A 23,181-nucleotide genomic window follows, 5' to 3' on the forward strand; every position below is an offset into this window, starting at 1 on the left:
GCAACGATGTCCGGCCGGGGTGGATTCCCGGCCGGACGTCCAGGATATTACCTCAGCGCAGCGAACCGCAGAAGCGCTGGATTCGCAGGCAGGCCTCTTCCACGTCCTTGGTCGCGGTGGCGTAGGAGATGCGGAAGGCGGGGCCGAGGCCGAAGGCCGAGCCATGCACCACCGCCACGCCCTCGGCCTCGAGCAACTCGGTCGCGAAGACCTCATCGTTCTCGATCACCTTGCCCGCGGGCGTCGACTTGCCGATCAGCCCGGCGCAGGACGGGTAGACGTAGAACGCGCCTTCCGGCTTCGGGCAGGTGAGGCCCGCCGCCTGGTTGAGCATGGAGACGGCAAGGTCGCGCCGTTCCTTGAACACCTTGTTGTTGGCGGCGATGAAGTCCTGCGGGCCGTTCAGCGCCTCCACGGCCGCCCACTGGGCGATCGAGTTCGGGTTTGAGGTCGACTGCGACTGCAGCGTGCCGATGGCCTTGATCAGCACCTCCGGCCCCGCCGCGTAGCCGATACGCCAGCCGGTCATGCAATAGGCCTTGGAGACCCCGTTCATGGTCAGCGTGCGCTCGTAGAGCGAGGGCTCCACCTGCGCGGGGGTGACGAACTCGAAGTCGTCATAGACGAGGTGCTCATACATGTCGTCGGTGAGCACCCACACATGCGGATGGCGCACCAGCACGTCGGTGAGCGCCTTCATCTCGGCGCGGCTGTAGGCGGCGCCGGTCGGGTTCGAGGGCGAGTTGAAGATCAGCCACTTGGTCTTGGGCGTGATCGCGGCCTCGAGATCGGCGGGCTGGAGCTTGAAGTTGTCCTCGAGCTTGGTCTCGACCGGCACGGGGGTGCCGCCGGCGAACTGCACGATGTCGGGATAGCTGACCCAGTACGGGGCGGGAATGACCACCTCGTCGCCGACGTCGAGCGTCGCCACCAGCGCGTTGAACAGCACCTGCTTGCCGCCGGTGCCGACCGTCACCTGGCTCGGCTTGTAGTCGAGGCCGTTCTCGCGCTTGAACTTGGCGACGATCGCCGCCTTCAGCTCGGGAATGCCGTCGACCGCCGTGTAGCGGGTCTGGTTGTCGCGGATCGCCTTGATCGCGGCTTCCTTGACGTTCTCGGGCGTGTCGAAGTCCGGCTCGCCGGCCGCAAGCGCGATCACGTCCCGGCCCGACGCTTTCAGCTCCCGCGCCTTGTTGGAAATGGCGATGGTCTGGGAGGGATTGATGCGCTTGAGGGCGGAGGAAATGAGGCTCATGGCCGGTCTCCTTAAGTTTGATGCGCGCGACAACTAGTCGAGCCCTTGCGTGCCCGCAAGCGATTCCCCACCTGCTCCCGGACCGGACGATGCGTTACTCTGACGCCCTGGCCGGATTTCGTTCGGGGATGACGGGACGTCGCGCGTGCTCAAGCTCCATTCCATGCAGAATTCCGGCAACTGCTACAAGGTGCGGCTGCTGCTGGCGAAGCTCGGCGTGCCCTTCACGCTGGTGGACGTCGACATCCTCCGGGGCGAGAATCGCACGCCCGAATTCCTGATGCGCAACCCGGAAGGGCGCGTGCCGCTGCTGGAGCTGCCCGGCGGGCATTTCCTCGCCGAGTCCAACGCGATCCTGTTCTATCTCGCCAGCGGCACCCGCTTCCTCGCCGACGGGCCGCTGGCGCGGGCCGAGGTGCTGCGCTGGATGTTCTTCGAGCAGCACAGCCACGAGCCCGCCATCGCCGCCGCCCGGTTCTGGCTCAAGCTGGTGCGCGGCGGGCGGGACCTGCGCACCCACGACATCGACCGCTGGCTCGAGGAAGGCTACGCGGCGCTGGGGGTGATGGAGCGCCATCTCGGCCGCCGCGCCTTCTTCGCCGACGACACCTTCTCCATAGCCGACATCGCGCTCTACGCGCACACGCATGTCGCGGGCGAAGGCGAGTTCGACCTCGAGCCCTTCCCCGCGGTCCGGCGCTGGCTGCAGCGGGTCGCCGCCGACCCCGGCCATGTCGCCATGGAGTGGCGGCCGGAGACGGTACCCGAGAAGGTAAACAGCATTTAACCAATTGCCGCGAAAACGCCCCGAAATGGCGCCGCCTCGCGCAAAGTGGCGCCGAAGCCGGGCCGGGATCGGCTGCGAACCTGCCTTCCGTCAGACAGACGAACCGCCCCACGGAAGGGATTTCGCCATGCCGCGTCACCACGTCGGACCTGCCGAGCCGAGCCGCACCGCCGGCCGCCGCTTTCGCCGCGCGCTGCTGGAAGCCGGCGTCGTGCTCTCGCTGACCCTCGCCATCGTCGCCGTGCTCTGCATGTTCAGCCTGCAGCGCGCGGTCGCGCTCGAAATCCACCCCGCCATGGCAAGCGACGGGCGCATCGCCATGGGCGCGGTGCTGCTCACCGGCTTCATCGGCCTGTGCGGCCTTTCCAGCTTCATGCTGCGCAACACGCTGCAGCCGGCGCGCTCGTCCTCCTCCGGCCGGCGCGAGGGCTGAGGACCCGCGCTTCCCCCTCCCCGGCCGCTTCACGGGCTTGTCAGGCCCTGCGCATTGGCGTTTGCCCGCACCGTGATCTAACCATGCGCGTCCCGACCTTCTGCGGAGCGCTGCCTTGAGGACGATCACCGGGCTTTCCCTCCTCGCCGGCATCCTCGCCCTGTTCGCCAGCGCCGCGCCGCTATCGGCGCAGGAAAGCGTGACCGTCGACAGCTCCGCCGGCCGGATGACGGTCGAGACCGTGGCCGGCGGCCTCGATCATCCCTGGTCCCTCGCCTTCCTGCCGGACGGGCGGATGCTGGTGACCGAGCGCGCCGGCCGGCTGCGGATCGTCAGCCGCAGCGGCACCGTCTCCGAACCCGTCGCCGGCCTGCCGCCGGTCTATGCGCGCGGCCAGGGCGGGCTGCTCGACGTCGTGCTCGCGCCAGACTTCGACTCGAGCCGGATGGTCTACTTCTCCTATGCGGAGCCGCGCGAGGGCGCCTCCGGCACCAGCGTGGCGCGCGGCAAGCTGGTGGAGGACGCGGGCGGCGCGCGGCTCGACAATGTCGAGGTGATCTTCCGCCAGCAGCCCTCCGTCGGCGGCAGCTCGCATTACGGCTCGCGCCTCGTCTTCGCCCGCGACGGCACGCTGTTCGTCACGCTGGGCGAGCGCTATTCGGAACGCGACCAGGCGCAGCGGCTCTCGAGCCATCTCGGCAAGATCGTGCGCATCCGCCCCGACGGGCAGGCGCCGGACGACAACCCGTTCGTCAAGCTGCAGGGCGCGCGGCCAGAAATCTGGAGCTTCGGGCATCGCAACGTGCAGGGCGCCGCGCTCGATCCGCAGACCGGGCGGCTGTGGACGGTCGAGCACGGCGCGCGCGGCGGCGACGAGCTCAACCATCCCGAGGCCGGCAAGAACTATGGCTGGCCGGTCATCACCTATGGGCGCGACTACAACGGAGCGACCATCGGCGAAGGCACGCGCAAGGACGGGATGGAGCAGCCGGTCAAGTACTGGGACCCGTCCATCGCCCCTTCCGGCCTCACCTTCTATACCGGCGACCTGATCGCGGCGTGGAAGGGCGACCTGTTCACCGGCGCCCTCGCCGGCATGAAGCTGGTGCGGCTGCGGCTCGACCCGGACCGCCAGCGCGTGGTCGAGGAGGAGGACCTGCTCACGGATTTCGGCGCCCGCATCCGCGACGTGCGACAGGGCCCGGACGGAGCGCTGTGGCTGCTCACCGACGAGGACCCGGGCCGCCTGCTGCGCCTCGCGCCCGCCGACTGACGCCTCACCAGCGGTGGAAGATGAAATAGGCGCCGGCGGCGATGAAGGCGAAGCCGACCAGGTGGTTCCAGTGCAGCGGCTCCTTCAGCCACAGCACCGAGAAGCCGGCGAACACGATGAGGGTGATGACCTCCTGCATCGTCTTGAGCTGCGCCGTCGAATAGACTGCCGAGCCGTAGCGGTTGGCCGGCACGGCGAGGCAGTACTCGAACAGCGCGATGCTCCAGCTCGCCAGTATGGCGATCAGCAGCGGCGTGGACTTGTGCTTGAGGTGCCCGTACCAGGCGAAGGTCATGAAGACGTTGGAGGCGAAGAGCAGCACGATCGGCAGCAGGGCGGGCGGCAGCAGCGAGGTCAAAGGGGGCATGATGGCGGTCCAGCGGGAGGCGGACGAAGCTCCACCGCCGGCAGGCCCGCGTCAATGCCTCACAGCTCGGCCCAGTGCCGCACGAGGTTGTGGTAGACATTGGCCAGCGACAGCACGGCGGGATCGTCGTCCGGCAGCCGGGCGCGCGTCGCCATGATCGCCATGTCGAGGTCGTACAGCATCGCCCGCCGGCCATTGTCGCGGATCATCGACTGCGACCAGAAGAACGAGCCCCAGCGCGAGCCGCGGGTGATCTCGTTGACCGAATGCAGGCTGGTGGCCGGATAGACCACGGCGTGGCCCGCCGGCAGCTTCACCTCCTGAAGCCCGTAGGCGTCCTCGATCACCAGCTCGCCGCCGTCATATTCCGACGGGTCGGTGAGGAAGATGGTGGTGGAGACGTCCGCGCGCATGCGCTGCGCGGTGCCGGGAATGGAGCGGATCGAGCCGTCCACATGGGCGCCGAACTTCATGCCGACATCGTAGCGGTTGAACATGGGCGGCAACACCCTGAGCGGCATCGCCGCGGAATTGAAGATCGGGTTCCGGCCGAGCGCCCGCAGCACGATGTCGCCGAGTTCCTGCGCCTCGCGCGATTCCACCGGGATCTGCAGGTTGAGCTTTGAGCGCGCCGCCTGCTGGCCGGCGGTGACGCGTCCATCGACCCAGGGCGAGGCCTCGAGCACGCGCCGGCAATGCGCCACCTCGTCGGGCGTGAGGATGTCGGGGATCTGGATCAGCATCGAGCACTTCCCAAACGAAAAAGTGGGGAAAGCAGGCGTTGCACCTGCCTTCCCCCAAATTGAGACGGTCGATCGGAAACGGCAGGCCGCTCGATCAGAAAGTCGCACCCACCGTGAGCGTGAAGGTGCGGCCCGAAGCGGGAATGGCGCGATTGCCCCAGCCCGCCGCGTAGTTCAACTCGTCGGTCAGGTTGTAGGCGTTGAGCGCGACCCGGTAATTGTCCTTCTGGTAGGAGATGAGCGCGTCCAGCGAGAAGGTCTCTGGGATGATCGCGCTGTTGGCCGTGTTCGTATAGTAATCATCGGCATAGGTGATGCCGGCGCCGACCAGAAGATCACCCGGAATCTGGTGCCAGGTCTTGCTGAGATTGTAGGTCGTCCAGAGCGTGAAGTTGTTCGGCGAGACGAAGGGCACCTCGTTGCCGACATACTCGTTCGTCGTCGAGGTCATGATCTCGCTGTCGTAATAGGCGTAGGAGGCCTGGATCGACCACGCTTCGGTGATGTTGCCCGTCAGCCCGAGCTCGACGCCCTGCACGCGCTGGTTCTCGCCGGTCTCCACCGTGTCGCCGGTCACCGGGTCGGTGTAGAAGGCATTGCTCTTGTCGGTGCGGAAGATCGCGCCCGTCACGCCGAGCTTTCCTTCCAGGAACGACACCTTTAAGCCTGCTTCCCAGGTTTCGTTGTCTTCCGGCTCGAGATCCTGCTGGTCCGCATTGACGACGGTGATGTCGTTGGTCGGGAACGCGCCCTGCGGGGTGAAGGACTTGGCCCAGCTCACATAATAGGTCTGCTCCTTCGTCGGCTCCCAGATCAGGCTGATCTTGGGGCTCCAGAAGGTCGTGTGCGTGTCGGCCTGAATCCATCCGCCACCATCTGAGGTGCTCCAGTAGGAGTAGTCGGAAGAGTAGCTGTCGTACCGCGCGCCGGCGAGGAGCGAGATGGCATCCGTGAACCAGATGCGGTCACTGACGAAGACGCCGAAATCGTTGGCCGTCGAATCCCGCTGGCCGTTGTTTCCGTAAGGGTTCGAATAGAGATAGTAGCCGGTCGTGTTATCGAATACCGGGTCCCAGATCGTCGACGTGCCCTTGTCGCCCGCGACCGAGACCAGCGTGCGCTCGCTGCTGACCGTGTTGACGTCCACGCCCGCAACCACTTCGTGACGCAGCGCGCCGGTGTGGAAGTTCGCGATCATCGTCGTGATGTTCTGGGCGCTGTAGCTCTCCTGGTAATATCCGGGATTGCCGCCGCCAAAGCTGATGTCCGGGTTGCCGCCGGCAAAGAACTGGCCGGTGCAGCTCGCATAATACTGAGCCGGCGTCGGCGTGCTTCCCCGGCTGCCGCCAGTGGAACAGCCCGGCACCGTCGTCGCGAAATCGCGCGTGTAGTAGCCGAACCGGGTGTCGTTGGTGACCGTCAGCCAGTCATTGACCTCCTTGCGGAAGTTGACCGTCAGCATGTTGACGTCGGTGACATCCTGATCGGTCACCTTGCCGTAGAAGGTGTCGCGCGGGATGCCGAACTCCGTCACCGGCTGGCCCATGGCACCGAAGCGCGCGACGTCGCCGAACATCGGCGTGACGACGGGCACGCCGTAGTCGGGCGTGCGCTCACCGTGCTGGTAGAGGTAGTTGACGTGCAGCGTCTGGTCGGTGCCGAGGCCGAAGCCGACATCGGCCATGACGCCGTAGCGGTTCGATTCGACATTGTTGCGGTCGGCGACGTCCTGCTCGTTCACCATGCCGACGATGCGGATGGCGCTCGTCCCGTCGAACTGCTTGTTGATGTCGAACACACCGCGATAGAGCGGGCCGGTGCCGAACTGCCCCTCGATGTCATACTTGTCGCCGAGATGAGCGGCCTTGAGCGTGGAGTTGATCGCGCCGCCCGTGGTGCCGACGCCGAAGCTCTCCGAGGTCGAGCCCTTGAACACCTCGACATTCTCATAGGCGAAGCTGTCGCGCACATAGACGCCGAAGTCGCGCAGGCCGTTGATGTAGATGTCGCCCTTGGCCTGGAAACCGCGGATGCGGAACTGGTCGCCGTTCATGCCGCCGCCACCTTCGCCGATGCCCGAGGTGACGCCGGGAACGTTGCGCAACGCCTGCTCGAGCGTGGTGACGCCCTGCTGCTGCATGGTCTGCTGGGTGATGACCTGAACCGTCTGCGGCGTGTCCTGCACCGTGCCCGGCAGGCGCGAGAGCCCGGTGGACGCCTCGAGCGTGTTCACCGGCGAGCCATCACCCTCGACCGTGATGGTGGAGAGCTCCTCGCCGACCGCCGCACCCGTCGCGGTGCCCGCGGCTTCCTGCGCCGCCGCGCCGAACATCGGAATCGCCGACATGGTGACGGCAAGACCGGCGGTCACGGCAACATTCGGCATTGGCGATCGTAGCGTTCTCAAGGTCTTCATCTAGCCCAACCCCTTATTGCTGTATTTTTCGGTCTCCTATCTTCGAATCCAACCTGCTTCAAACATTATGTTTTTTAGATATTCCAAGAATGTTTTGCGGGATTTCGACGTGAAATCTCACTTTCGAATTATTAAAAACTAAAACTGTACGTGCTCTCTTGTTTGTTTCCGAACGTAGACCTTATGTGACTCAACGAAAATTCGATTGTCGGCTCGCGGAACCTGCGCCCGCTTTCCGCACGGAGAACGCATCCCCCCATGGCTGACCGATGGATTTCCTATTCGGAACTCGAACGAATGGGCGCGGATGTGTTGCGCGCGCGCATCAGTGAGGGACCCGAGCAGGCCGCGCTCTGGGTGCGCGCGGCGGCGCTAAACGGGCTGATCAACGCCCAGCTTGCCTGGGGGCAGATGCTGGTGGACGGGCACGGCGTGCCGCGCGACCCGACGGCGGGGCTGCGCTGGTTTCGAATCGCCGCCGAGGCGGGCAGCGCCGAGGGCCGCAACATGGTCGGGCGCTGCCATGAACTCGGCTGGGGCGTGGAAGCGGACGCCGGCGAGGCGGCGCGGCACTATCGCGAGGCCGCGGGCAAGGGCGAGCCCTGGGCGCAGTTCAACCTCGCCCGGCTGCTGCTGGAGGGAAACGGCGTGCCCCCGGATCGCCGGGAGGCGCTTCACTGGTACGCGCGCGCCGCGCGCGCCGGCCATGTGAAGTCGGCGACCCTGGTCGGGCGCTATCTGGAGCATGGCTGGGATCGCCCTCCCCGGCCGGCGGCCGCGCTGCGCTGGTATCGGCGCGGCGCCGAGGGCGGCGATTATCGCGGCCAGTTCGACTACGCCCGGCTCCTGCTGGAGCGCACCGGCCGGCTCGACCTCGCGCAGCCCTGGTTCGAGCGGTCGGTCGAGGCCGGCGTGCCGCTGTTCTGCCGCGAGGTCGGCGAAGGGCTGCGCCACGCCCCTCATGCCGAGCTGAGGAAAATCGCGCTGCGGGCGCTGGAGCGGGCCTGCGCGACCGGCAAGGCCGGCGACCTGCGGCGCTATGCGAGCGCGCTTTCCGAGGGTCTCGGCGGCCAACCGGACCCGGAAGCAGCGCGAATCGCGTTCACAGATGCGCGAGCGCTCGAGATTTCAGACCCCACTACCGGCCATGCCGCTGCCCGGCACCACTCTCGGATTTATCGCGTACGACGCATCGGAGGTGCCATAAGGTGGCTCAAACGGTTCTATAGGACCATTAAGCTGGGATAATGCATTAAATAGCCGATGACCCTGAGGAAATTTGACACCTAATATAACAAAATCCAAAATAAGTTTGTCAGCTCACCAACGAATACAATGGATATTGAAACAAATACGTTGGTTTCGGACTTATGGATAAAGACATCATGTAGACGGCTAGCGACGTGATGTCTGGAATTTCACAGGGAGCGTGAACATGAGGCACTTTGAAAAAGCAGGGCGCCGATATGGCGCCGCCAGTGTGAGTATCGGCGCAATAGTCGCATGTCTTCTTATGAACCCGGTTACAGCGGACGCCAGAGGAGCCGGGTCGAAGGATGGTGGAGGCGGGGGGCTTGGTGGCGCGGTGTCGCGGGTGGGCGGCGCCGTGGACCGGACCGTCTCGGCGGCCGGTGATGCGGTCGGAGGCACCGTTTCCAGCGTGGGCAACTCGCTCGCGGACAATGGCGGTGTGGTCGGCGGCGTCGGCAACACGGTGAGCCGCGTCGGCGGTGCCGTGACCAACACGACATCAACCGTCGGCGACGCCGTGTCCGGCCTGACATCGGGCCTCGGCGGCGCCATTTCCGGCACCACCAGCTCGGTGACGGGCGGAACGGCGGACAGCACCGGCACGACCGGCAGCAGCTCCACCGCGAGTAGCAGCTCCACCGCGAGTTCCGCGACCGGCAGCGCCGGCCGCTCCGCTCGCTCCAGCGGTGCCCAGACCGCCAGCTCCGGTGACAGTTCGAGCAGCGGAACCTCCTCGCGGGGCGCGACCGCCAGCCTGTTCGGCCTGGACCTCAACGTGTTCCGCCTGAGGCCGCTGATCACGCGTAACACCGAAGGCAACATCGCTTCGGTGGATGCCCAGGCGCTCGGCCCGAACGGCGTGGATGCCAACGCCGTCGTGGGCAGCAGCGCGCAGCGTCGCGTCGGCGTCGACGCCACGGTCAGTGCACTCGGCCCGAGAGGCGCCGACGCGCAGGCCAGCGCGACCGTCGGCGATCGCCGCTCGCCGTCCAAGGCGCTCGCCGACGCGCTGTTCGGCGCCAGCCTGCTCGGCTCGAACGGGGTAAACGCGACGGGTGACGCGACCGTCCTCGGCCGCGGTCAGGTGGCCGACGTGAACGCAACCGCCACGGTCGGCGGCAGCAACGGCCTCGTGACCGACGCCGACGTCGATGTCGGCGGCAGCTCCGGCCTCGCCTCGATCGGGCTGAGCATCGGCCGTGCCCTGTCCGGCGGCACGCCGGGCGATGACGACGGCGGCACCGGCACCCCCGGCGGCGGCGACGTCGGCATGAACCCGGGCGGCGGCAGCTCCGGCAGCTCCGGCAGCGGCGGCTCGGCCAGCAATGGCGGCAGCTCGGCCGGCAATGGCGGTTCGTCCAGCGGCGGCGGCGCCGTGGCGCGCTCGCGCGACCGCTCCAGCACCAGCAGTTCGAGCATGGCCGTGAAGAAGACCCGCTGCCAGGGCGTGCTCTCCGAGCCGCGCGCCTATGATTCGGGCATCGTGGCCCTCTGCCGCGAGCTCGTCGGCGGCTGACCGACAGCACGGCCGCCCGGACCGGTTCCGGGCGGCCGCCTCTTCGTTCCGACCATCGATCCCGAGATCAGTTCCGGCTGTTGGCCCAAGCACGCACCTCGGCCACGAGGTGGCGGAAATCCCAGAACGCCGCGGCCAGGATCACCGCCGGCACCAGCGCCAGAAGCAGCGCCCACCCCTGCGACCAGTCCACCGGCCCGCGCGCGAAATCATACGCCGTGTAGGCGCCGAACAGGGTGACGAGCGCCGCGATGCCGAAATAGGCGACCCGGTCCAGCCGCGTCACGATGAAGGCGATGAGCACGGCGACGACCACGCCGATGAGCGCCGCCCATATCCAGCCGAGGGAAAACAGCGCCGCCGTCCAGCGCCCCGCGCTCAACGAGATGAAGACGAGCGCCGCCAGCACCAGGATGCCGGCCCTCAGGCGCACCATCCCCTCTTTTCCGCCCATATCCGCCATAAGCACGCCCTCGCCGCGAGCCCGCGATGGACCCCCGCGGCGAACGTGCCCCAATGCCTTTGGCGGCGCAATATGCTAGCCCTAGCGATGCCCTGACCTTGCCGGAGCCTGCCGCCGGTACGGCGGGACCGCCGATATGCCCGTCGCTCCGCCTTCCTCGACCGCCCGCTTCAACCGCCCTCCTCAGACGCTCCCAGCATGCGCCACGTCATCGCCATTCTGAATGCCGAGGCCGGCACCCTGCTCGACCGCAACGGCGAGGAGGTCCGGGCGCTCGTCGAGCGCGGGCTCGGCCGCGACGGGCGCAAGGTCGAGGTGCAGCTTCTGCGCGGCAAGAACTTCCTGCGCGCCATCACGGAATCGGGCAGCGGCCCTCATGACGCAGTGATCGTCGGCGGCGGCGACGGCAGCGTCAGCCTCGCGGTGCGGCACCTGCACGGAACGGGCAAGGCGCTCGGCATCCTTCCGCTCGGCACGCTCAACCTGCTGGCGCGCGACATCGGCATGCCGACCGATCTCGAACAGGCGGTGGCCGTGCTCGGCGCGGCGGAGCCGGGGATGGTGGACATCGCCACGCTGAACGACCGGCTGTTCCACACCATCTCCGGCATGGGCTTCTTCAGCCAGATGGCTCGCGCGCGGGAGATGGCGCGCAAGCTGAAGCTCTGGCGCTTCCTGGCGGTGGCGCTTGCCGCCATCTACGCGCTGCGGCGCTCGGGCCGGTTCGAGCTCGACGTGACGGTGGACGGGAAGACCCGCCGCTTCGACGCGCTCGCCGTGCTCGTCTCGGTGAACCGGTTCTCAGGGCCCGGCTGGCATCGCGGCCGGCTCGACGAGGGCGTGCTCGAGGTCCACATCACCGAGGAGCGCGGCGCGCTGGCGCGGCTCAAGGCCGGTGCCGACATGGTCACCGATACGTGGCGCGACAATCCGGGCATCACCAGCCTGGTCGGGCGGGAGATCGTGCTCGCGCGGCCCAATCGCAGCCGGTCCTGGGTGTCGACCGACGGCGAGTTGGAGCGCGAGACGATGCCGCTCACCTACCGGGTCGTGCCGGCCGCTCTCTCCCTGCTGATGCCGGCGCGGCAGGAGCAGGCGCCGCTCACAGAGGCTCGATCTCATAAACGATGGTGACGCTGGACCGGATCTCGGTCTCGCCGGCCTCGACCGGCACCGAATCCGCCTTCATCATCATCGGCGCCGCGGCCATGCGCGGCATGGGCGGCATCCCGCCTTCGCTGTTGAGCGAGACGATGCGCACCAGCCGCAGGCCGGCGGCGGCGGCCACCGTCTCGGCGCGGTGGCGGGCATCGTTCACCGCGCCGACGCGGGCGGCGTCCTCCAGCGCGGTCGGGTCGGCGATGCTGAAGGCGATGCCGGTGATCTGGTTCGCGCCGGAGGTCACCACCTGGTCGAGCAGGTCGCCGAGCTTCGACAGGTCGCGCAGGCGCACCGTCACCATGTTGCGCACCTCGTAGCCGGTGATGCGGGCCGCCTCGTCGCCGTCCTTCTTCACCGCCCGGTATTGCGGCTGGATCGAGAAGCCGGACGTCGCGATGTCGCGGCTCTCGACGCCCGCCGACTTGATGGCGGCGATCATCTGCGACACCGACGCGCTGTTGGCGTCGAGCGCCTCGCGCGCGGTCTTGGCCTCGCTCACCACCGCGCTGGAGAAGGTCGCCATGTCCGGCGCTCCGGCCGCCTTGCCCTCGCCGGTGACGGTGAGCGTCGGCCGGCGGGCGGCGGCGGGGGATAGGTCCTGTGCGGCCACGGGAGCGAGGCTCCCCAGCAGCGTCGCGGCGATCAGGCAGGCGGGCAGAAACTTCATGGTCCACTTTCCTCGGACGGAGGGTCGGGTGACGAAGCGGCAGAGCACTGCGTGATCGCGGCGGCAATGCGGCGACGCCTTCCCGAGCGGCGGAAGGGTGGACAACCCTGCCGCAGGGAGCGTGGCGGCGGAACCCCGGTTGGCGTCGCATCGCGCTTTTGCTAGTTTCCGCCGCGCCTGGTGGCGCTTGGCCGGGCCTGTAGCTCAATGGTTAGAGCCGACCGCTCATAACGGTCTGGTTGCAGGTTCGAGTCCTGCCGGGCCCACCAGCATTCTCAACAGCTTAGCTCTGAAATGCGGTCTACTCTTAGGTCGCGTCGAACCCTCCACAGCACCCCGGCAAGCCCCTGCCCTCACCCTCAGCTCGAGTCCGTTCGCCCCTGCACCCACTTCGTCGGGTTCCAAGGCGATGAGTACCTGTCCGCTATCCGCGTGTTCGCGGCCTGATTTAGTCCAACGAAATGACCACGATTGACGCAGGAATAACCATGGTCACTGATACCCTCTCTCACGGGCGTTGCGTCCCGTATCGGCCGATTCATGGCTGTGGCAGACGCCGGATAAGGGGCGAGGGTCACGCCACCTCCTTGCCTCCGGCAGCGCCATCCCCCTACCATAATGGGGGAAGTCGGGTTTGGTGACCATATGAGGCAAGGCTGGGTAGTGCGCGCTGAGCGCGGCGGGCGGCTCTATGACGCGTTCAAGGACAATTCCGTCATCGCCATAGGTTGGCGTGAGATCGGTCCGCTAACGGAGCTGAAGACGCGTGCGAAGATCGCCGCTCGAGTGACCACCACCTGGCCGGAATGGAAGCCGCAAGCCGTGGCCATGTCGGCCGGCCAGCTTCACCGCTTCCGCAGCGAGATGAAGATCGGCGATCCTATCGTCACCTACGACCCGGGCCGCCGCGTCTATCTCGTCGGCGAGATCGCCGGCGACTATCGCTGGGATTCGAGCATCGAGATCGGCTATCCGAATGTCCGATCTGTGGCATGGCAGGGCGAAGTCTCCCGCGATCTCCTCTCCGTGCGCAGCCGCAACAGCCTTGGCGCGATCTCGACGCTCTTCCAGCTGTCGGCCGACGTGATCGAGGATCTCCTCCGGGCACTCAAGTCGCACCAGCCGGCGAAAGTCGACCTCGCCGCCTCCGTCGAGATCGCGGAGGAGGACGTATTCAAGAACATCCAGGAGAAGGCGATCGAATTCACAAAGGACCGTGTCCATGCGCTGGACTGGTCCGACCTGCAGGAGCTTGTCGCCGGCCTGCTTCGCGCCATGGGCTACAAGACGCGCGTGTCCCCGGCCGGCCCTGATCGGGGCAAGGACATCGTCGCCTCGCCTGACGGTTTCGGGTTTGAGGCGCCGCGCATCGTCGTCGAGGTCAAGCGCCGGAAGGAAGCCATCGGCTCGATATCGAGACCCAACAGCTTCTGCCGCTGAAGCGCATCTACTGGCCCGCGTGACTCTGGACCCGAAAACCACTGAAAGATGAGATCTTTTGGTGGCTACCAGCGACCTCCCCAAAGCAACACGGCCGACACTACCCCCCGATCATTGCCGCGATGCGCAGGCAGCACTCCAGCACCTGAAGGCCGGCGATCGTCGCGATGCCGAGGCCGACGAACAGCATCGTCCGCTGCCGCCCGGCGACATCGTCGCGCTCTTCATGTCCGGCGAGCGGGATGCTGAAGCCGCGATAGAGGAACAGTCCCGCCATCGGCGCGAGGATGAGGGTCAGGGCCAGTTCGATCGCGTCCGCCGCAGAGGTGCCGGCGCGTCCCAGCAGGGCCGTCACCAGCAGGGCGAGGAAGCCGGTTCGCGACCAGGAAAGCGCGGTGCGCTCGGGCTGGAGGCCGCGATCCTTCAATTCGCCATCTCCCGCCATGGATTTCAGCTCGTGATCACGAGCCACGCCAGCGCGATCGCAAGCAATGCCGTGATCGTGGCGAGGATGGGCAGCAGCAGGCTGCGCGGGAGATCGGCCTCGTGCCGCATCGCGTTCTCGGCGCGGGCCCAGCGCGCATAGGCCACCGCGCCGAGCGCCCCGCCGACGCAGAACAGCACCAGCGCCAGCGACAGCCGCGTCAGCGGCGAGCCGAGATGCGAGGCGAACTGGTCGACGCCGACCGCGCCGGCGATGAGGGCGAGCGCCGTGCGTATCCAGGCGAGGAAGGTCCGCTCATTGGCAAGGGAAAACCGGTAGTCGGGCCGGGTGCCCGTCTGCCACCATTTCATTCGCAATCACCTGTTCGTTCGTCCGGCCGGCTTTGAGGGACCGCCCGGACACTCCGCGTGCTCCTCGCGCCCGCGCGCCGCGCCGGCGAGGCGCGTCGATCCGCCCCTCGCCGGCTCACATCCGCCGGTCGGCTAGCGCCCCGCTAGGGGCGGTCGAGCAGGATGACCTGCCCTTCGCTCGGCCGAACCCGGATCCGCTCGCCGTTGCGGATCAGCTGAGTGACGTCGCCGTCTTCGAAGCGGTCGACCAGCGACAGCGCGGCGAGCGCGGCCCCCTGGGCGAGGATCGGATTGACGCGGTTGAACACGAACGCCGCCGGCTTGACGTCGCGCGAGGCCATCTCGTTCAGCATCCAAGCCGAGGCCACGCCGCCCTTCACGTTGTTCAGCACCAGGATCCGCTCGCGGTAGTCCTGGCCGAAGAGCTTGTGCGCCGGGCGCGAGAACACGCCCTTGATGCGGTCGAGATCGTAGCGCGCGCTGAAATCGTCGGAAGCGACGAGGGCGATGCCCTCGACATCCGGCCCGATGCCGGGGTGGCAGAGGAGTGTCTGGGCCATCACAGCACCTTTCCGGCGACGGCGCTGTCGACGCAGCGCTCCATGGTGGCGAGCGTCGGCTTGTAGCCGTAGCCGCCGATGATGTTGACGAGCTTGGCGGAGTTCGACATGAGGCGGCTCCAGCCGTTGGCCTCGGCCATCTCGCGCGCATAGCTCTGGTAGAAGCACACGCCCGAGAGGACGATCCCGCCCGCCCCCTCGATCCGGCGGGTGAGGCCCATCCGGTCGGCGGCGAACTTGATCTCGGGCGAGGTGGCGGCGATCAGAGTGGTGCCGGCATGGACCTGCCGGCCATCCAGCAGGTTTGCCACCTTCTCGAGCTCGATCAGCGAAAGCTGCGGCGCCGAGAAGACCACCACGTCGACCTTGTCGCCGCGCGCCGCATAGCCCTCATAGACGCTGGCGATGTCCTCCGACGTGATCGTCGAGGCGGGTGGCGGCGGGCCGTCGAACGCGTCGGCCAGCGTCGGGGCGTCGGGGGTGATGCCGGGCATGTGGAACATGGCCACCGAGCCGAAGCTCGCCAGCGCCGCGCCGAAATGCTTCAGGTCGTCCGAGGACGGGGCGCTCTCGATGCCGGTGATCACCGGCACCGACCAGTAGCTGCCCGAGCGCTTGCCGACCACCGCGCCGAGCGCGCCCCATTCGCTGAAGTCCTTCGGCTGGTGGCGCAGCTCGAACAGCTTGGTGCCGAGCCGGTTCCTGTCGAGATGATAGCCGTAGCGCGGCGTGCGCCCGGTCAGGCCGGCGGCGATGGCGGACGGGCCGCCCTCGAAGTTCGAGCGGGCGCCGAATACGGCGTTGGAATAGATGACCACGCCGGTGTCGCCGAACGCCACGTGCTCGCCCCGCACCGGCGGCAGGATGGTCTGGTAGTTGATGCACGTATTGGTCATCAGCACGCCCATGGCTTCGAAGGCGCGGATCGCGCGCTCCTCGAGGCTCGCCATGTCGTCGGTCTGGTGCAGCCGCTTGTAGGCCGCGAAGTCGACGCCGCGCGGGTCGGTGATGGTGGGAATGCGCACGCGCCGCTCGGATTCCGGCATCGCCGCGATGTCGGAGAGCCAGCGCACCCCGGCCTCGCCCAGGCTCTCCGGGTCGGCCATGACGTGGGCCTGGTCGACCGGGACCATGTCCTCGGCATCGAAAAACTTGCCGACTTCGATCTGGTGGCGGATCGCCCACTGGCGGGCACGGCCGCCCTCGCCTGCAAGCAGGGCGCGTTCTTCTTCGTTGAGCTTCATTTCATCTGTCCTGGAAGCCAGAGGATTATCTGGGGCAAAAAGAAAATCAGGTAGAGAAAGGCGATCTGGATGCCGATGAAGGGCAGCACCCCGCGCGCGAGCCTTTCCAGCGGAATCCGGCTGATGCCGTGGATGGTGAAGAGGTTGATGCCGACCGGCGGCGAGATCTGCGCGATCTCCATCGCCATGATGGCGAAGATGCCGAAGGTCAGCGGGTCCATGCCGATCGTCGCCGCGACCGGAAAGAAGATCGGCACCGAGATCAGCAGCATGGCTGCGGATTCGAGGAACATGCCGAGCAGCAGGTAGACGAGGACGATCAGCGTGATCGTCACCAGCGAGCCGCCCGGAACCTGGGTGATGCTCTGGGCGATGATCTGCGGCACCTGCTCGTAGGTCAGGTAGTGGGCGAAATACTGCCCGAACACGATCAGCATCATCAGCATGACCGTGGTGCGGGTCGCGGCCAGCACCGCGGCCACCAGCTTTCCGACGTCGAGGCGCCGCTGCAGCAGGCCGAGCCCGACGACATAAACCACCGCCAGCGCGCCCACCTCGGTCGGCGTGAACAGGCCGAGATAGATGGCGCCGATGATGACCGGCGGCAGCAGCAGCACGCCGATGCTGCCCCTCAGCAGCGGCCAGCGTTCGCTGCCGTCGCCCGCGGCGGCGACCACCTCCGGCCGCGACCACAGCGCATAGCCGGTGAAGGCGGCCATCATCAGGATGCCCGGCACGATGCCGGCGATGAAGAGCTGGCCGATCGAGGTGTCGGTGATGATGCCGTAGAGGATGAGGGGAATGGAGGGCGGGATCAGGATGCCGAGCGTGCCGCCCGCGGCGACGAAGCCGCCCGCCCTCGCCTCGCCATAGCCCTGCTCGCGCAGCGCCGGCACGGCGACGAGGCCGACCGTGGCGGCGGTGGCGATGGAGGAGCCGCAGATGGCCGCGAAGATGCCGCAGGCCATGATGGTGGCGATGCCGGTGGCGTTGCGCAGCCGGCCGGCGAAGGCGTTGACCACCGCGAAGAGATCGCGGCCCGCGCCGCTCTGCTGCATCACCGTCCCGGTCAGGATGAACAGGGGGATGGCGATGAGCTCGTAGACGTGGGTGGCCTGCCAGACCGTCTCGGTGAAGCCGTAGAGCGCCCCGTCGAGACCCTTGGACAGCACGAAGCCGAGGAAGCCCGCCACGGCCATGGCCACGAAGACCGGCAGGCTGGCGACCATGAGCAGCAGGAAGAGGAGTGTGATGGCGATTCCGCTTGTCATCATCAGCCCTCGAGCACGTCGGGATAGTCGTCGAGGAGGAGGCGGCGCAGCGCCTCCACCGCCAGCGACAGCCCGCCCAGCGGCATCGCGAGCTGGGGGATCCACAGCGGCGCGTCGAACAGCGTGCCGGAGGTGAAGCCCATCTCGTAGTTCTCGGCGACGTAGCCCGCCGACAGCCACGCCATCGCAAGCGCGAACAGGAAGGTGACGAGGAAGGCGAAGCGGTCCGCCCAGTGCCGCACCTTCGGACCCGCCATGTCGACGAACATCATCATGCGGAAATGGGAGCCGCAGCGAAGCGCATAGGCATTGCCCAGGAACGCCGCGGCGATCATCAGGTAGAGCGAGACGTCGAAGACCCACACGCTCGGATGGCGCAGCGACCGGCTGATCGCGTCATAGGCGACCGGCACTGCGAGGATGGCGACGATCGTGGCGCTCGCCGTCGTCAAGACGCGCGCAACGATATCGAGTAGTCGGCTGATCATCGGTCCAGCTCCACCTCTTCGGATTTGCCGGGATCAGTGAACGGAGGTGACGAGAGACACCGTGTCCGCCGGGAACTCGCCCTTGATCTTCTCGCGATAGTCCTTGAGCGCCGCCTCCCAGGCGGCCCGCTCCGGCGTGCCGGGCTTCAGCTCGGAAACCTCGAGGCCGTGCTTGCGGGTATCGTCGAGATAGCGCTGGTAGCTCTCGGCCAGTTCCTTGTTGGTGACGTCGAGCGCGACCTGGGTGGATTCCAGCACCGCCTTCTTGACGTCGTCCGGCAGGCGCTCGAAGGAGCGGCGGTTCATCACATAGCCGTTGATCAGCGCGCCGAGCACGCCGCCGGTGCCGAGCGCGTACTGCGTGACCTCGTAGTGCTTGAGGCCATAGGCGCCCTGCAGGCCGCCGAGCGCGCCGTCGATCGCGCCGCGCTGGAGCGCGGAATAGACGTCGGCGACGCCCATGGTCACGGGCGCGGCGCCGAGCGCCTGCAGGCTCTGCGAGGCACCCTTCGAATAGGCGCGCAGCGTGTGGCCTTTCAGGGAAGCGGGATCGCGGGCGTCGAACTTGGAGAACAGCGCCGGAGCGCCGATGTCGAACAGCGACAGCAGCTTGGTGTTCTGCTTGGCGAGCAGCTGCTCGAAATGCTGGAACAGCGGCTTGCCGGGCTGCAGCTCGGCCTGCGCCTGGTCCATGGTCAGCGTCCAGAGCGGGCTCGCCGTGATGGCGACCTGCGGGACGCGGCCGACCCAGTTGTCGAGCGTGGTGAGCGAGATGTCCACCTGGCCGCCGGGAATGGCGCTCGGCACGAAGGCCTGCTTCACCATCGTGTCGTCCGGAAAGTACTTCCATTCGACCTTGCCGTTGGTGCGCTTGACGACCTCGTCCATGAACACCTTGGCGTAGGTCTTCACCTGCGGGTGCGAGGACGCGCCCCAGGTGGCGAGGCTGAGCGTGATCTTGTCCTGCGCGAGCGCAGGCGTGACGAAGAGCGTCGCCGCGAGTGCGACGGCGAGCTTGACGGTCGATTTCATTGATTTTCCTCCCGGATCTGAAATGCCCCTCTTCGTGGGGGCCTCACAGGTTGAAGTCTGGCGAGAACCCTGGCGGTGGCGAAAAGCCGAGATCTCCCCGTGCGATGACGGCCTCGCGTCCGCCGGCGAGGCGGAGCTGCTCGCGTTGGCGCGCCTTGGCGCGCCGGTCGGTATCGTCGGGATCGCAGATGGCGTAGAGCTCGGCGCGCAGCCGCGCGAGCACGTGCGAATGGGCGGGGTCGCCCGCGAGGTCGTTCAGTTCCTGAGGGTCGGCCTCGAGGTCGAACAGCTGCGCGGGATGATCGACGTAGTGGACATATTTGTACCGGCCGTCGCGCAGCATGTAGAAGCCGGCCTTCGAGCCCATGCCGTGATACTCGGAAAAGGTGACCCGCCCCTCGGGCCGCGCCCTCGCCACCTGCGCGAGATCCTCGCCCGGCCAGTCGGCCGGCCGGTCCTCGCCGGCCCACGACAGGATGCTCGCCGAGAGGTCGACGAGAGACACCGGCGCCTTCACCCGCTCGCCGGCCCCGAGGCCGGGGCCCGCCGCGATCAGCGGCACCGAGACCGCCTCCTCATACATGGTCGACTTGCCCCAGAGGCCGCGCGCGCCGAGATTGTCGCCATGGTCGGACACGTAGACGACGCGGGTGGTCTCCGACAGGCCGATCGCATCGAGCATTTTCAGCAGCTTGCCGATGTTCTCGTCGAGAAAGCCGACCAGCCCGTAATAACCGGCGAGCGCGCGGCGCACGTCGTCGCGCGAGGCGAAATGCTCGTCATAGGCGAAGCATTCGGCATATTCGCGCAGATAGGGATGGGCCGGACGGGCCTCTTCCTCGTAGAGCTTGGGCCATTCGAGGTTGGGATCGTCGTAGTAGCGGTAATAGTGCTCGGGCGGCGCGGTGAGCGGGAAATGCGGCGCCACGAAAGAGACGAACAGCACCCAGGGCTTTTCGTGAGGGCGGGCCGCCGCCTCGCGCAGCCAGGTCTGGGCGCGGGCGGCGATGTCGCGGTCGTAGAAGGTGTAGCTCGACTCCCCCGGCCCCGCGAGCCGGGCCATCTTCCACGAGCCCTTGCGCTTGGGCAGCTCGTCGCGCACCAGGCCGAGAAGGTCGCCCTTCTCTTCGACCACATGCATGGGAATGAGGCTCTGCGTGAAACCGTAATCGTCGGCGGCACTGCGGAAATGCAGCTTGCCGATCGAGCTCACCTCATGGCCGCCGGCGCGAAGGATGTGATGCCAGCTCGGCCGCGTGCCGTCATAGGGATCGGCGTTGTCCCAGTGCCCGATGTCGTGGACGTAGCGCCCGCAGGCGAAGGAGGCGCGCGCGGGCACGCAGACCGGGCAGTTGGTATAGGCGGCCTCGAAGAGCGTTCCCCGGGCCGCGAGCGCGTCGATGTTCGGCGTCGCGACAACCCGGTTACCATAGCACCCGGCGATCGCCTTATTGTGCTCGTCCGACATAATGATGAGGACGTTCGAGGCGGCGGGCATTGGCGTTCGCTCCTCATTATTCTATTTCTAATGCTACAATGCTATATAGCAATGCGGACGCCGTGACAATGCCCGTTTCCACCGCCGAACATAGCCTTCCGCTCGAAGCGATCCGCGACCTCGCTCACCGCGACGTCTCGGGAAGGGCCAAATATGCTGTGTTCACCGAGTGCCTGCGCACCATGATCCTGGGCGGCAGCCTGCCCGCCGGCGCCCGCCTGCCGACCGAGCGCGAGCTCGCCACGCTGAGCGGGCTGAGCCTCGGCACGGTGCAGCGCTCGCTGCGCAGCCTGGTGGAGGAAGGCTACCTCACCCGCGCCCCGAAGGTCGGCAGCTTCGTCACCGAGCGCACGCAGATCCGCCAGCCCTGGCACTGCCGCTTCCTCAGCGACGACGGCAAGACCGTGCTGCCGGTGTCGCCCACCACCCGGCGCCGGCTGGTGACGAACGAGGTCGGCCCGTGGACAAAGCACCTCGGCCCGGCGGCGGGCGGCTATCTCTATATCGAGCGCAATTTCGATGTGGCCGGTGAGTTCTCGGTCGACAGCCGCTTCTGGGGCGACGCCAACCGCCTGTCGGCGCTAAGGCTCGGCCATATGGCGCAGCTCGACGGCGAGAACCTGAAGCATCTGATCGCCAGCAAGTGCCACCTTCCGGTGACCCGCGTCGTCCACAAGCTTCGCTACGCCATCAGGGAGCGCGAGCCGGCGAGCCTCATCCTCACCGCGCTGACATGGAGCCACGGCGCGCCGCTCTACTATCAGGAGTTCCGGATCCCGCCCAACGGCCGGGAGCTGCTGGTCAGCGACGAGCTCGACCAGCATTTCGGCTTCGGCGGTGAAAACCCGCCGCATGAGGGCTGAGCTGGCGCCCGCGCCCCGCTGAAGGCGCCATCCGCCGGCGGGATCAGGGGCCGCCGTCGGACTGGACGAATTCCTTCGCCCAGTCGGCCCGCACGAAATGCGGCGCCATCTCGTCGGTCACCTCCGGCGTGCGGCTGTCAACAAAGCCTGTCCACCCCCCGCCCAGCGCCTTGTTGAGCGACACGTAGTCGGTCGTGATCGCGACCTCGCTCTGGAGATAGGAATCCTCCGCCGAATAGAGCGAGCGCTCGGCGTCGAGCACGTCGAGGAAACTGCTGGAGCCCGACTGGTAGAGGGCGCGCGCGAGCGAGGCGGCCTTGCGGTAGGAGGTCGCCGAGGTCGCGAGGCTGCGGCTCTTGCGGCGCTCATGCTGCAGGGCGACGCTGGCGTTCTCCACGTCCTGCAGCGCCGTCAGCACCGCGGAGCGATAGGCGATGAAATATTCGTCGCGCTCGGCCTGTGCGTATTCCACCGCGGCCTTGAGCTGGCCCGCATTGAAGATCGGGACGCTGAGGCTCGGGCCGAAGCTCCAGCTGATGGTGGAGTTCTTGCCGAGATCGCCGACATTGGTCGCCGAGGTCGAGACGTCGCCGACGAGGCTCACATCGGGATAGCGCGCCGCCTCGGCCTGGCCGACCTTGGCCGTGTACTGCGCGAGCTCTCGCTCGGCGAGCCGCACGTCCGGCCGCGCGAGCAGCACGTTGGCCGGCACGCTCTTCGGGATCGGCAGGCGCGGTTTCGGGATCGGCCGGCTGCGCTTCATCAGCTCGTTCAGCGAGGACGGCGGCTGGCCGAGCAGGATGGCGAGCTGGTGCAGGGTCTGCTGATAGGACGATTGCAACCCGGGGATATCGGCCTCGGTGCTCGCGGCCTGGCCCTCGGCATTGGCGACGTCCAGCGCCGTCGCGGTGCCGGCCTCCAGCTTGGTGCGCGTCAGGGCCGCGGTCTCGCGCTGGGAAGCGGCGGTGCGCTGGGCCAGCGCGATCCGCGCCTGATAGCCGCGCGCCTCGACATAATAGGTCGCGACGTCGCCGATCAGCACCAGCAGCGTGTTGCGCAGGTTCTCTTCGGCCGCGTCGAGGCCGTAGGTCGCCGCCTCGGCGCTGCGGCGGTTGGCGCCGAACAGGTCCAGCTCCCAGCTCGCGCCGAGCCCGAGATCGAAGGAATCGAACGGACCGGAGACGGTGATGTCGCCGCTCTGCGCGGAAACATTGCTGCCATTGTCGGCGCGGGTATAGGAGCCGTCGCCGGTCACCACCGGCGCCAGCGCCGCGAGGGCCTGCCGGCGCGTCGCCCGCGCCTCGCGCACCCGTGCCTTGGCGGTCGCCACGTCGAGATTGCCGGCCACCGCCCGCTCGACGAGGCCGTCGAGCGTCTTGTCGTTCAGCCGCTCCCACCAGCGCGCGAGATCGGGGGGGAGATTGTCCGGCTCGGTCCCGTTGGCGCTGACCGTGGGATGGGCCGCGCCCCATTTCGCCGGGAACTGCAAGGACGGCGCCTGGTAGTCCGGCCCCACGGCGCAGCCGCCGAGCAGGCCGGCGAGGAACAGAAGCGCGACGAGGCGGGGCGCCGGAAGGCGCCACCCGTCCCGGGCGGGCGGGCGAGGCGGAATCCCCATGAGCGCACCTGTGCAGCGGGATGGAATGAGGGCGGATCGG

23 protein-coding genes and 1 tRNA gene are annotated in these 23,181 nt (G+C 67.5%); 9 read left to right on the forward strand and 15 right to left on the reverse strand.

Annotation, left to right across the window (positions count from 1 at the left end):
• Positions 1–52: 52 nt before the first annotated feature.
• Positions 53–1,255: a pyridoxal phosphate-dependent aminotransferase gene (locus NVS89_RS01385; protein WP_258730682.1), complete on the reverse strand. Its 1,203-nt coding sequence runs from the start codon at positions 1,253–1,255 to the stop codon at positions 53–55.
• A gap of 145 nt (positions 1,256–1,400) precedes the next feature.
• On the opposite strand from NVS89_RS01385, the gene NVS89_RS01390 reads away from it, so the two are divergent.
• The 3 genes from NVS89_RS01390 to NVS89_RS01400 all read left to right on the forward strand — a co-directional run bounded on the left by NVS89_RS01390 (position 1,401) and on the right by NVS89_RS01400 (position 3,748).
• Positions 1,401–2,042, forward strand: coding sequence for a glutathione S-transferase family protein (locus tag NVS89_RS01390; protein WP_258730683.1), 642 nt, complete (start codon positions 1,401–1,403; stop codon positions 2,040–2,042).
• Positions 2,043–2,169: 127 nt separating this feature from the next.
• Complete coding sequence (locus tag NVS89_RS01395; protein ID WP_258730684.1) at positions 2,170–2,475, forward strand: hypothetical protein; 306 nt, start codon at positions 2,170–2,172, stop codon at positions 2,473–2,475.
• Positions 2,476–2,590: 115 nt separating this feature from the next.
• Positions 2,591–3,748 carry a PQQ-dependent sugar dehydrogenase gene (locus NVS89_RS01400; RefSeq protein WP_374114506.1) on the forward strand — a complete coding sequence of 386 codons (1,158 nt, stop codon included), beginning with the start codon at positions 2,591–2,593 and terminating at the stop codon, positions 3,746–3,748.
• Positions 3,749–3,752: 4 nt separating this feature from the next.
• Here NVS89_RS01400 and NVS89_RS01405 read toward each other — a convergent pair whose 3' ends face one another.
• The 3 genes from NVS89_RS01405 to NVS89_RS01415 all read right to left on the reverse strand — a co-directional run bounded on the left by NVS89_RS01405 (position 3,753) and on the right by NVS89_RS01415 (position 7,229).
• Positions 3,753–4,115, reverse strand: a complete 363-nt coding sequence (locus NVS89_RS01405) for a DMT family protein (protein WP_258730685.1) — start codon at positions 4,113–4,115, stop codon at positions 3,753–3,755.
• A 59-nt stretch (positions 4,116–4,174) separates the two neighbouring features.
• Positions 4,175–4,858 (reverse strand): Fe2+-dependent dioxygenase, encoded by a 684-nt coding sequence (locus NVS89_RS01410; protein WP_258730687.1) that lies wholly within the window; start codon positions 4,856–4,858, stop codon positions 4,175–4,177.
• Between the two features lie 94 nt (positions 4,859–4,952).
• A complete protein-coding gene (locus tag NVS89_RS01415) occupies positions 4,953–7,229 on the reverse strand; it encodes a TonB-dependent receptor (protein WP_258730688.1) in 2,277 nt (758 codons plus the stop codon).
• A 342-nt stretch (positions 7,230–7,571) separates the two neighbouring features.
• Between NVS89_RS01415 and NVS89_RS01420 the strand changes: the two genes are divergently transcribed.
• Both NVS89_RS01420 and NVS89_RS01425 read left to right on the forward strand, forming a co-directional pair.
• Complete coding sequence (locus NVS89_RS01420; RefSeq protein WP_258730689.1) at positions 7,572–8,522, forward strand: tetratricopeptide repeat protein; 951 nt, start codon at positions 7,572–7,574, stop codon at positions 8,520–8,522.
• Between the two features lie 358 nt (positions 8,523–8,880).
• Entirely contained in the window at positions 8,881–10,041 is a 1,161-nt protein-coding gene (locus NVS89_RS01425) for a hypothetical protein (protein WP_258730690.1), read from the forward strand.
• A 67-nt stretch (positions 10,042–10,108) separates the two neighbouring features.
• On the opposite strand, the gene NVS89_RS01430 is transcribed toward NVS89_RS01425, so the two are convergent.
• Complete coding sequence (locus NVS89_RS01430) at positions 10,109–10,477, reverse strand: hypothetical protein (protein WP_258730691.1); 369 nt, start codon at positions 10,475–10,477, stop codon at positions 10,109–10,111.
• A gap of 225 nt (positions 10,478–10,702) precedes the next feature.
• On the opposite strand from NVS89_RS01430, the gene NVS89_RS01435 reads away from it, so the two are divergent.
• Positions 10,703–11,638 carry a diacylglycerol/lipid kinase family protein gene (locus NVS89_RS01435; RefSeq protein ID WP_258730692.1) on the forward strand — a complete coding sequence of 312 codons (936 nt, stop codon included), beginning with the start codon at positions 10,703–10,705 and terminating at the stop codon, positions 11,636–11,638.
• Here NVS89_RS01435 and NVS89_RS01440 read toward each other — a convergent pair.
• Positions 11,607–12,332 carry an SIMPL domain-containing protein gene (locus NVS89_RS01440; RefSeq protein ID WP_258730693.1) on the reverse strand — a complete coding sequence of 242 codons (726 nt, stop codon included), beginning with the start codon at positions 12,330–12,332 and terminating at the stop codon, positions 11,607–11,609. The two genes, NVS89_RS01435 and NVS89_RS01440, sit on opposite strands and share 32 nt — an antisense overlap.
• Before the next feature lie 193 nt (positions 12,333–12,525).
• On the opposite strand from NVS89_RS01440, the gene NVS89_RS01445 reads away from it, so the two are divergent.
• Positions 12,526–12,601, forward strand: a tRNA-Ile gene (locus NVS89_RS01445).
• A 376-nt stretch (positions 12,602–12,977) separates the two neighbouring features.
• On the forward strand, positions 12,978–13,772 hold the full coding sequence (locus tag NVS89_RS01450; protein WP_258730694.1) for a DUF8426 domain-containing protein: 795 nt from the start codon (positions 12,978–12,980) through the stop codon (positions 13,770–13,772).
• A gap of 100 nt (positions 13,773–13,872) precedes the next feature.
• Here the strand turns inward: NVS89_RS01450 and NVS89_RS01455 are convergent, their stop codons facing one another.
• The 8 genes from NVS89_RS01455 to NVS89_RS01490 all read right to left on the reverse strand — a co-directional run bounded on the left by NVS89_RS01455 (position 13,873) and on the right by NVS89_RS01490 (position 20,660).
• Positions 13,873–14,244 (reverse strand): DUF202 domain-containing protein, encoded by a 372-nt coding sequence (locus NVS89_RS01455; protein ID WP_258730695.1) that lies wholly within the window; start codon positions 14,242–14,244, stop codon positions 13,873–13,875.
• Positions 14,223–14,567 (reverse strand): YidH family protein, encoded by a 345-nt coding sequence (locus NVS89_RS01460; RefSeq protein ID WP_258730696.1) that lies wholly within the window; start codon positions 14,565–14,567, stop codon positions 14,223–14,225. The genes NVS89_RS01455 and NVS89_RS01460 overlap by 22 nt, the downstream gene beginning before the upstream one ends.
• 143 nt (positions 14,568–14,710) lie before the next feature.
• Entirely contained in the window at positions 14,711–15,127 is a 417-nt protein-coding gene (locus tag NVS89_RS01465) for an aconitase X swivel domain-containing protein (protein ID WP_258730698.1), read from the reverse strand.
• Complete coding sequence (locus NVS89_RS01470; RefSeq protein ID WP_258730699.1) at positions 15,127–16,371, reverse strand: aconitase X; 1,245 nt, start codon at positions 16,369–16,371, stop codon at positions 15,127–15,129. The genes NVS89_RS01465 and NVS89_RS01470 overlap by 1 nt, the downstream gene beginning before the upstream one ends.
• Positions 16,368–17,645 (reverse strand): TRAP transporter large permease, encoded by a 1,278-nt coding sequence (locus tag NVS89_RS01475; RefSeq protein WP_258730700.1) that lies wholly within the window; start codon positions 17,643–17,645, stop codon positions 16,368–16,370. Before NVS89_RS01475 ends, NVS89_RS01470 begins: the two co-directional genes overlap by 4 nt.
• Positions 17,645–18,130, reverse strand: coding sequence for a TRAP transporter small permease subunit (locus NVS89_RS01480; protein WP_258730701.1), 486 nt, complete (start codon positions 18,128–18,130; stop codon positions 17,645–17,647). The genes NVS89_RS01475 and NVS89_RS01480 overlap by 1 nt, the downstream gene beginning before the upstream one ends.
• Positions 18,131–18,163: 33 nt before the next feature.
• A complete protein-coding gene (dctP, locus tag NVS89_RS01485; protein WP_258730702.1) occupies positions 18,164–19,162 on the reverse strand; it encodes a TRAP transporter substrate-binding protein DctP in 999 nt (332 codons plus the stop codon).
• Between the two features lie 43 nt (positions 19,163–19,205).
• Positions 19,206–20,660: a sulfatase family protein gene (locus tag NVS89_RS01490; RefSeq protein ID WP_258730703.1), complete on the reverse strand. Its 1,455-nt coding sequence runs from the start codon at positions 20,658–20,660 to the stop codon at positions 19,206–19,208.
• A gap of 68 nt (positions 20,661–20,728) precedes the next feature.
• On the opposite strand from NVS89_RS01490, the gene NVS89_RS01495 reads away from it, so the two are divergent.
• Positions 20,729–21,523 carry a GntR family transcriptional regulator gene (locus tag NVS89_RS01495; RefSeq protein ID WP_258730704.1) on the forward strand — a complete coding sequence of 265 codons (795 nt, stop codon included), beginning with the start codon at positions 20,729–20,731 and terminating at the stop codon, positions 21,521–21,523.
• A gap of 43 nt (positions 21,524–21,566) precedes the next feature.
• Here the strand turns inward: NVS89_RS01495 and NVS89_RS01500 are convergent, their stop codons facing one another.
• Positions 21,567–23,141 (reverse strand): efflux transporter outer membrane subunit, encoded by a 1,575-nt coding sequence (locus NVS89_RS01500; protein WP_258730705.1) that lies wholly within the window; start codon positions 23,139–23,141, stop codon positions 21,567–21,569.
• Positions 23,142–23,181 lie beyond the last annotated feature (40 nt).

The sequence above is a fragment of the Ancylobacter mangrovi genome (assembly GCF_024752355.1).
In the GTDB taxonomy this organism is placed as follows: Bacteria; Pseudomonadota; Alphaproteobacteria; order Rhizobiales; family Xanthobacteraceae; genus Ancylobacter; species Ancylobacter mangrovi.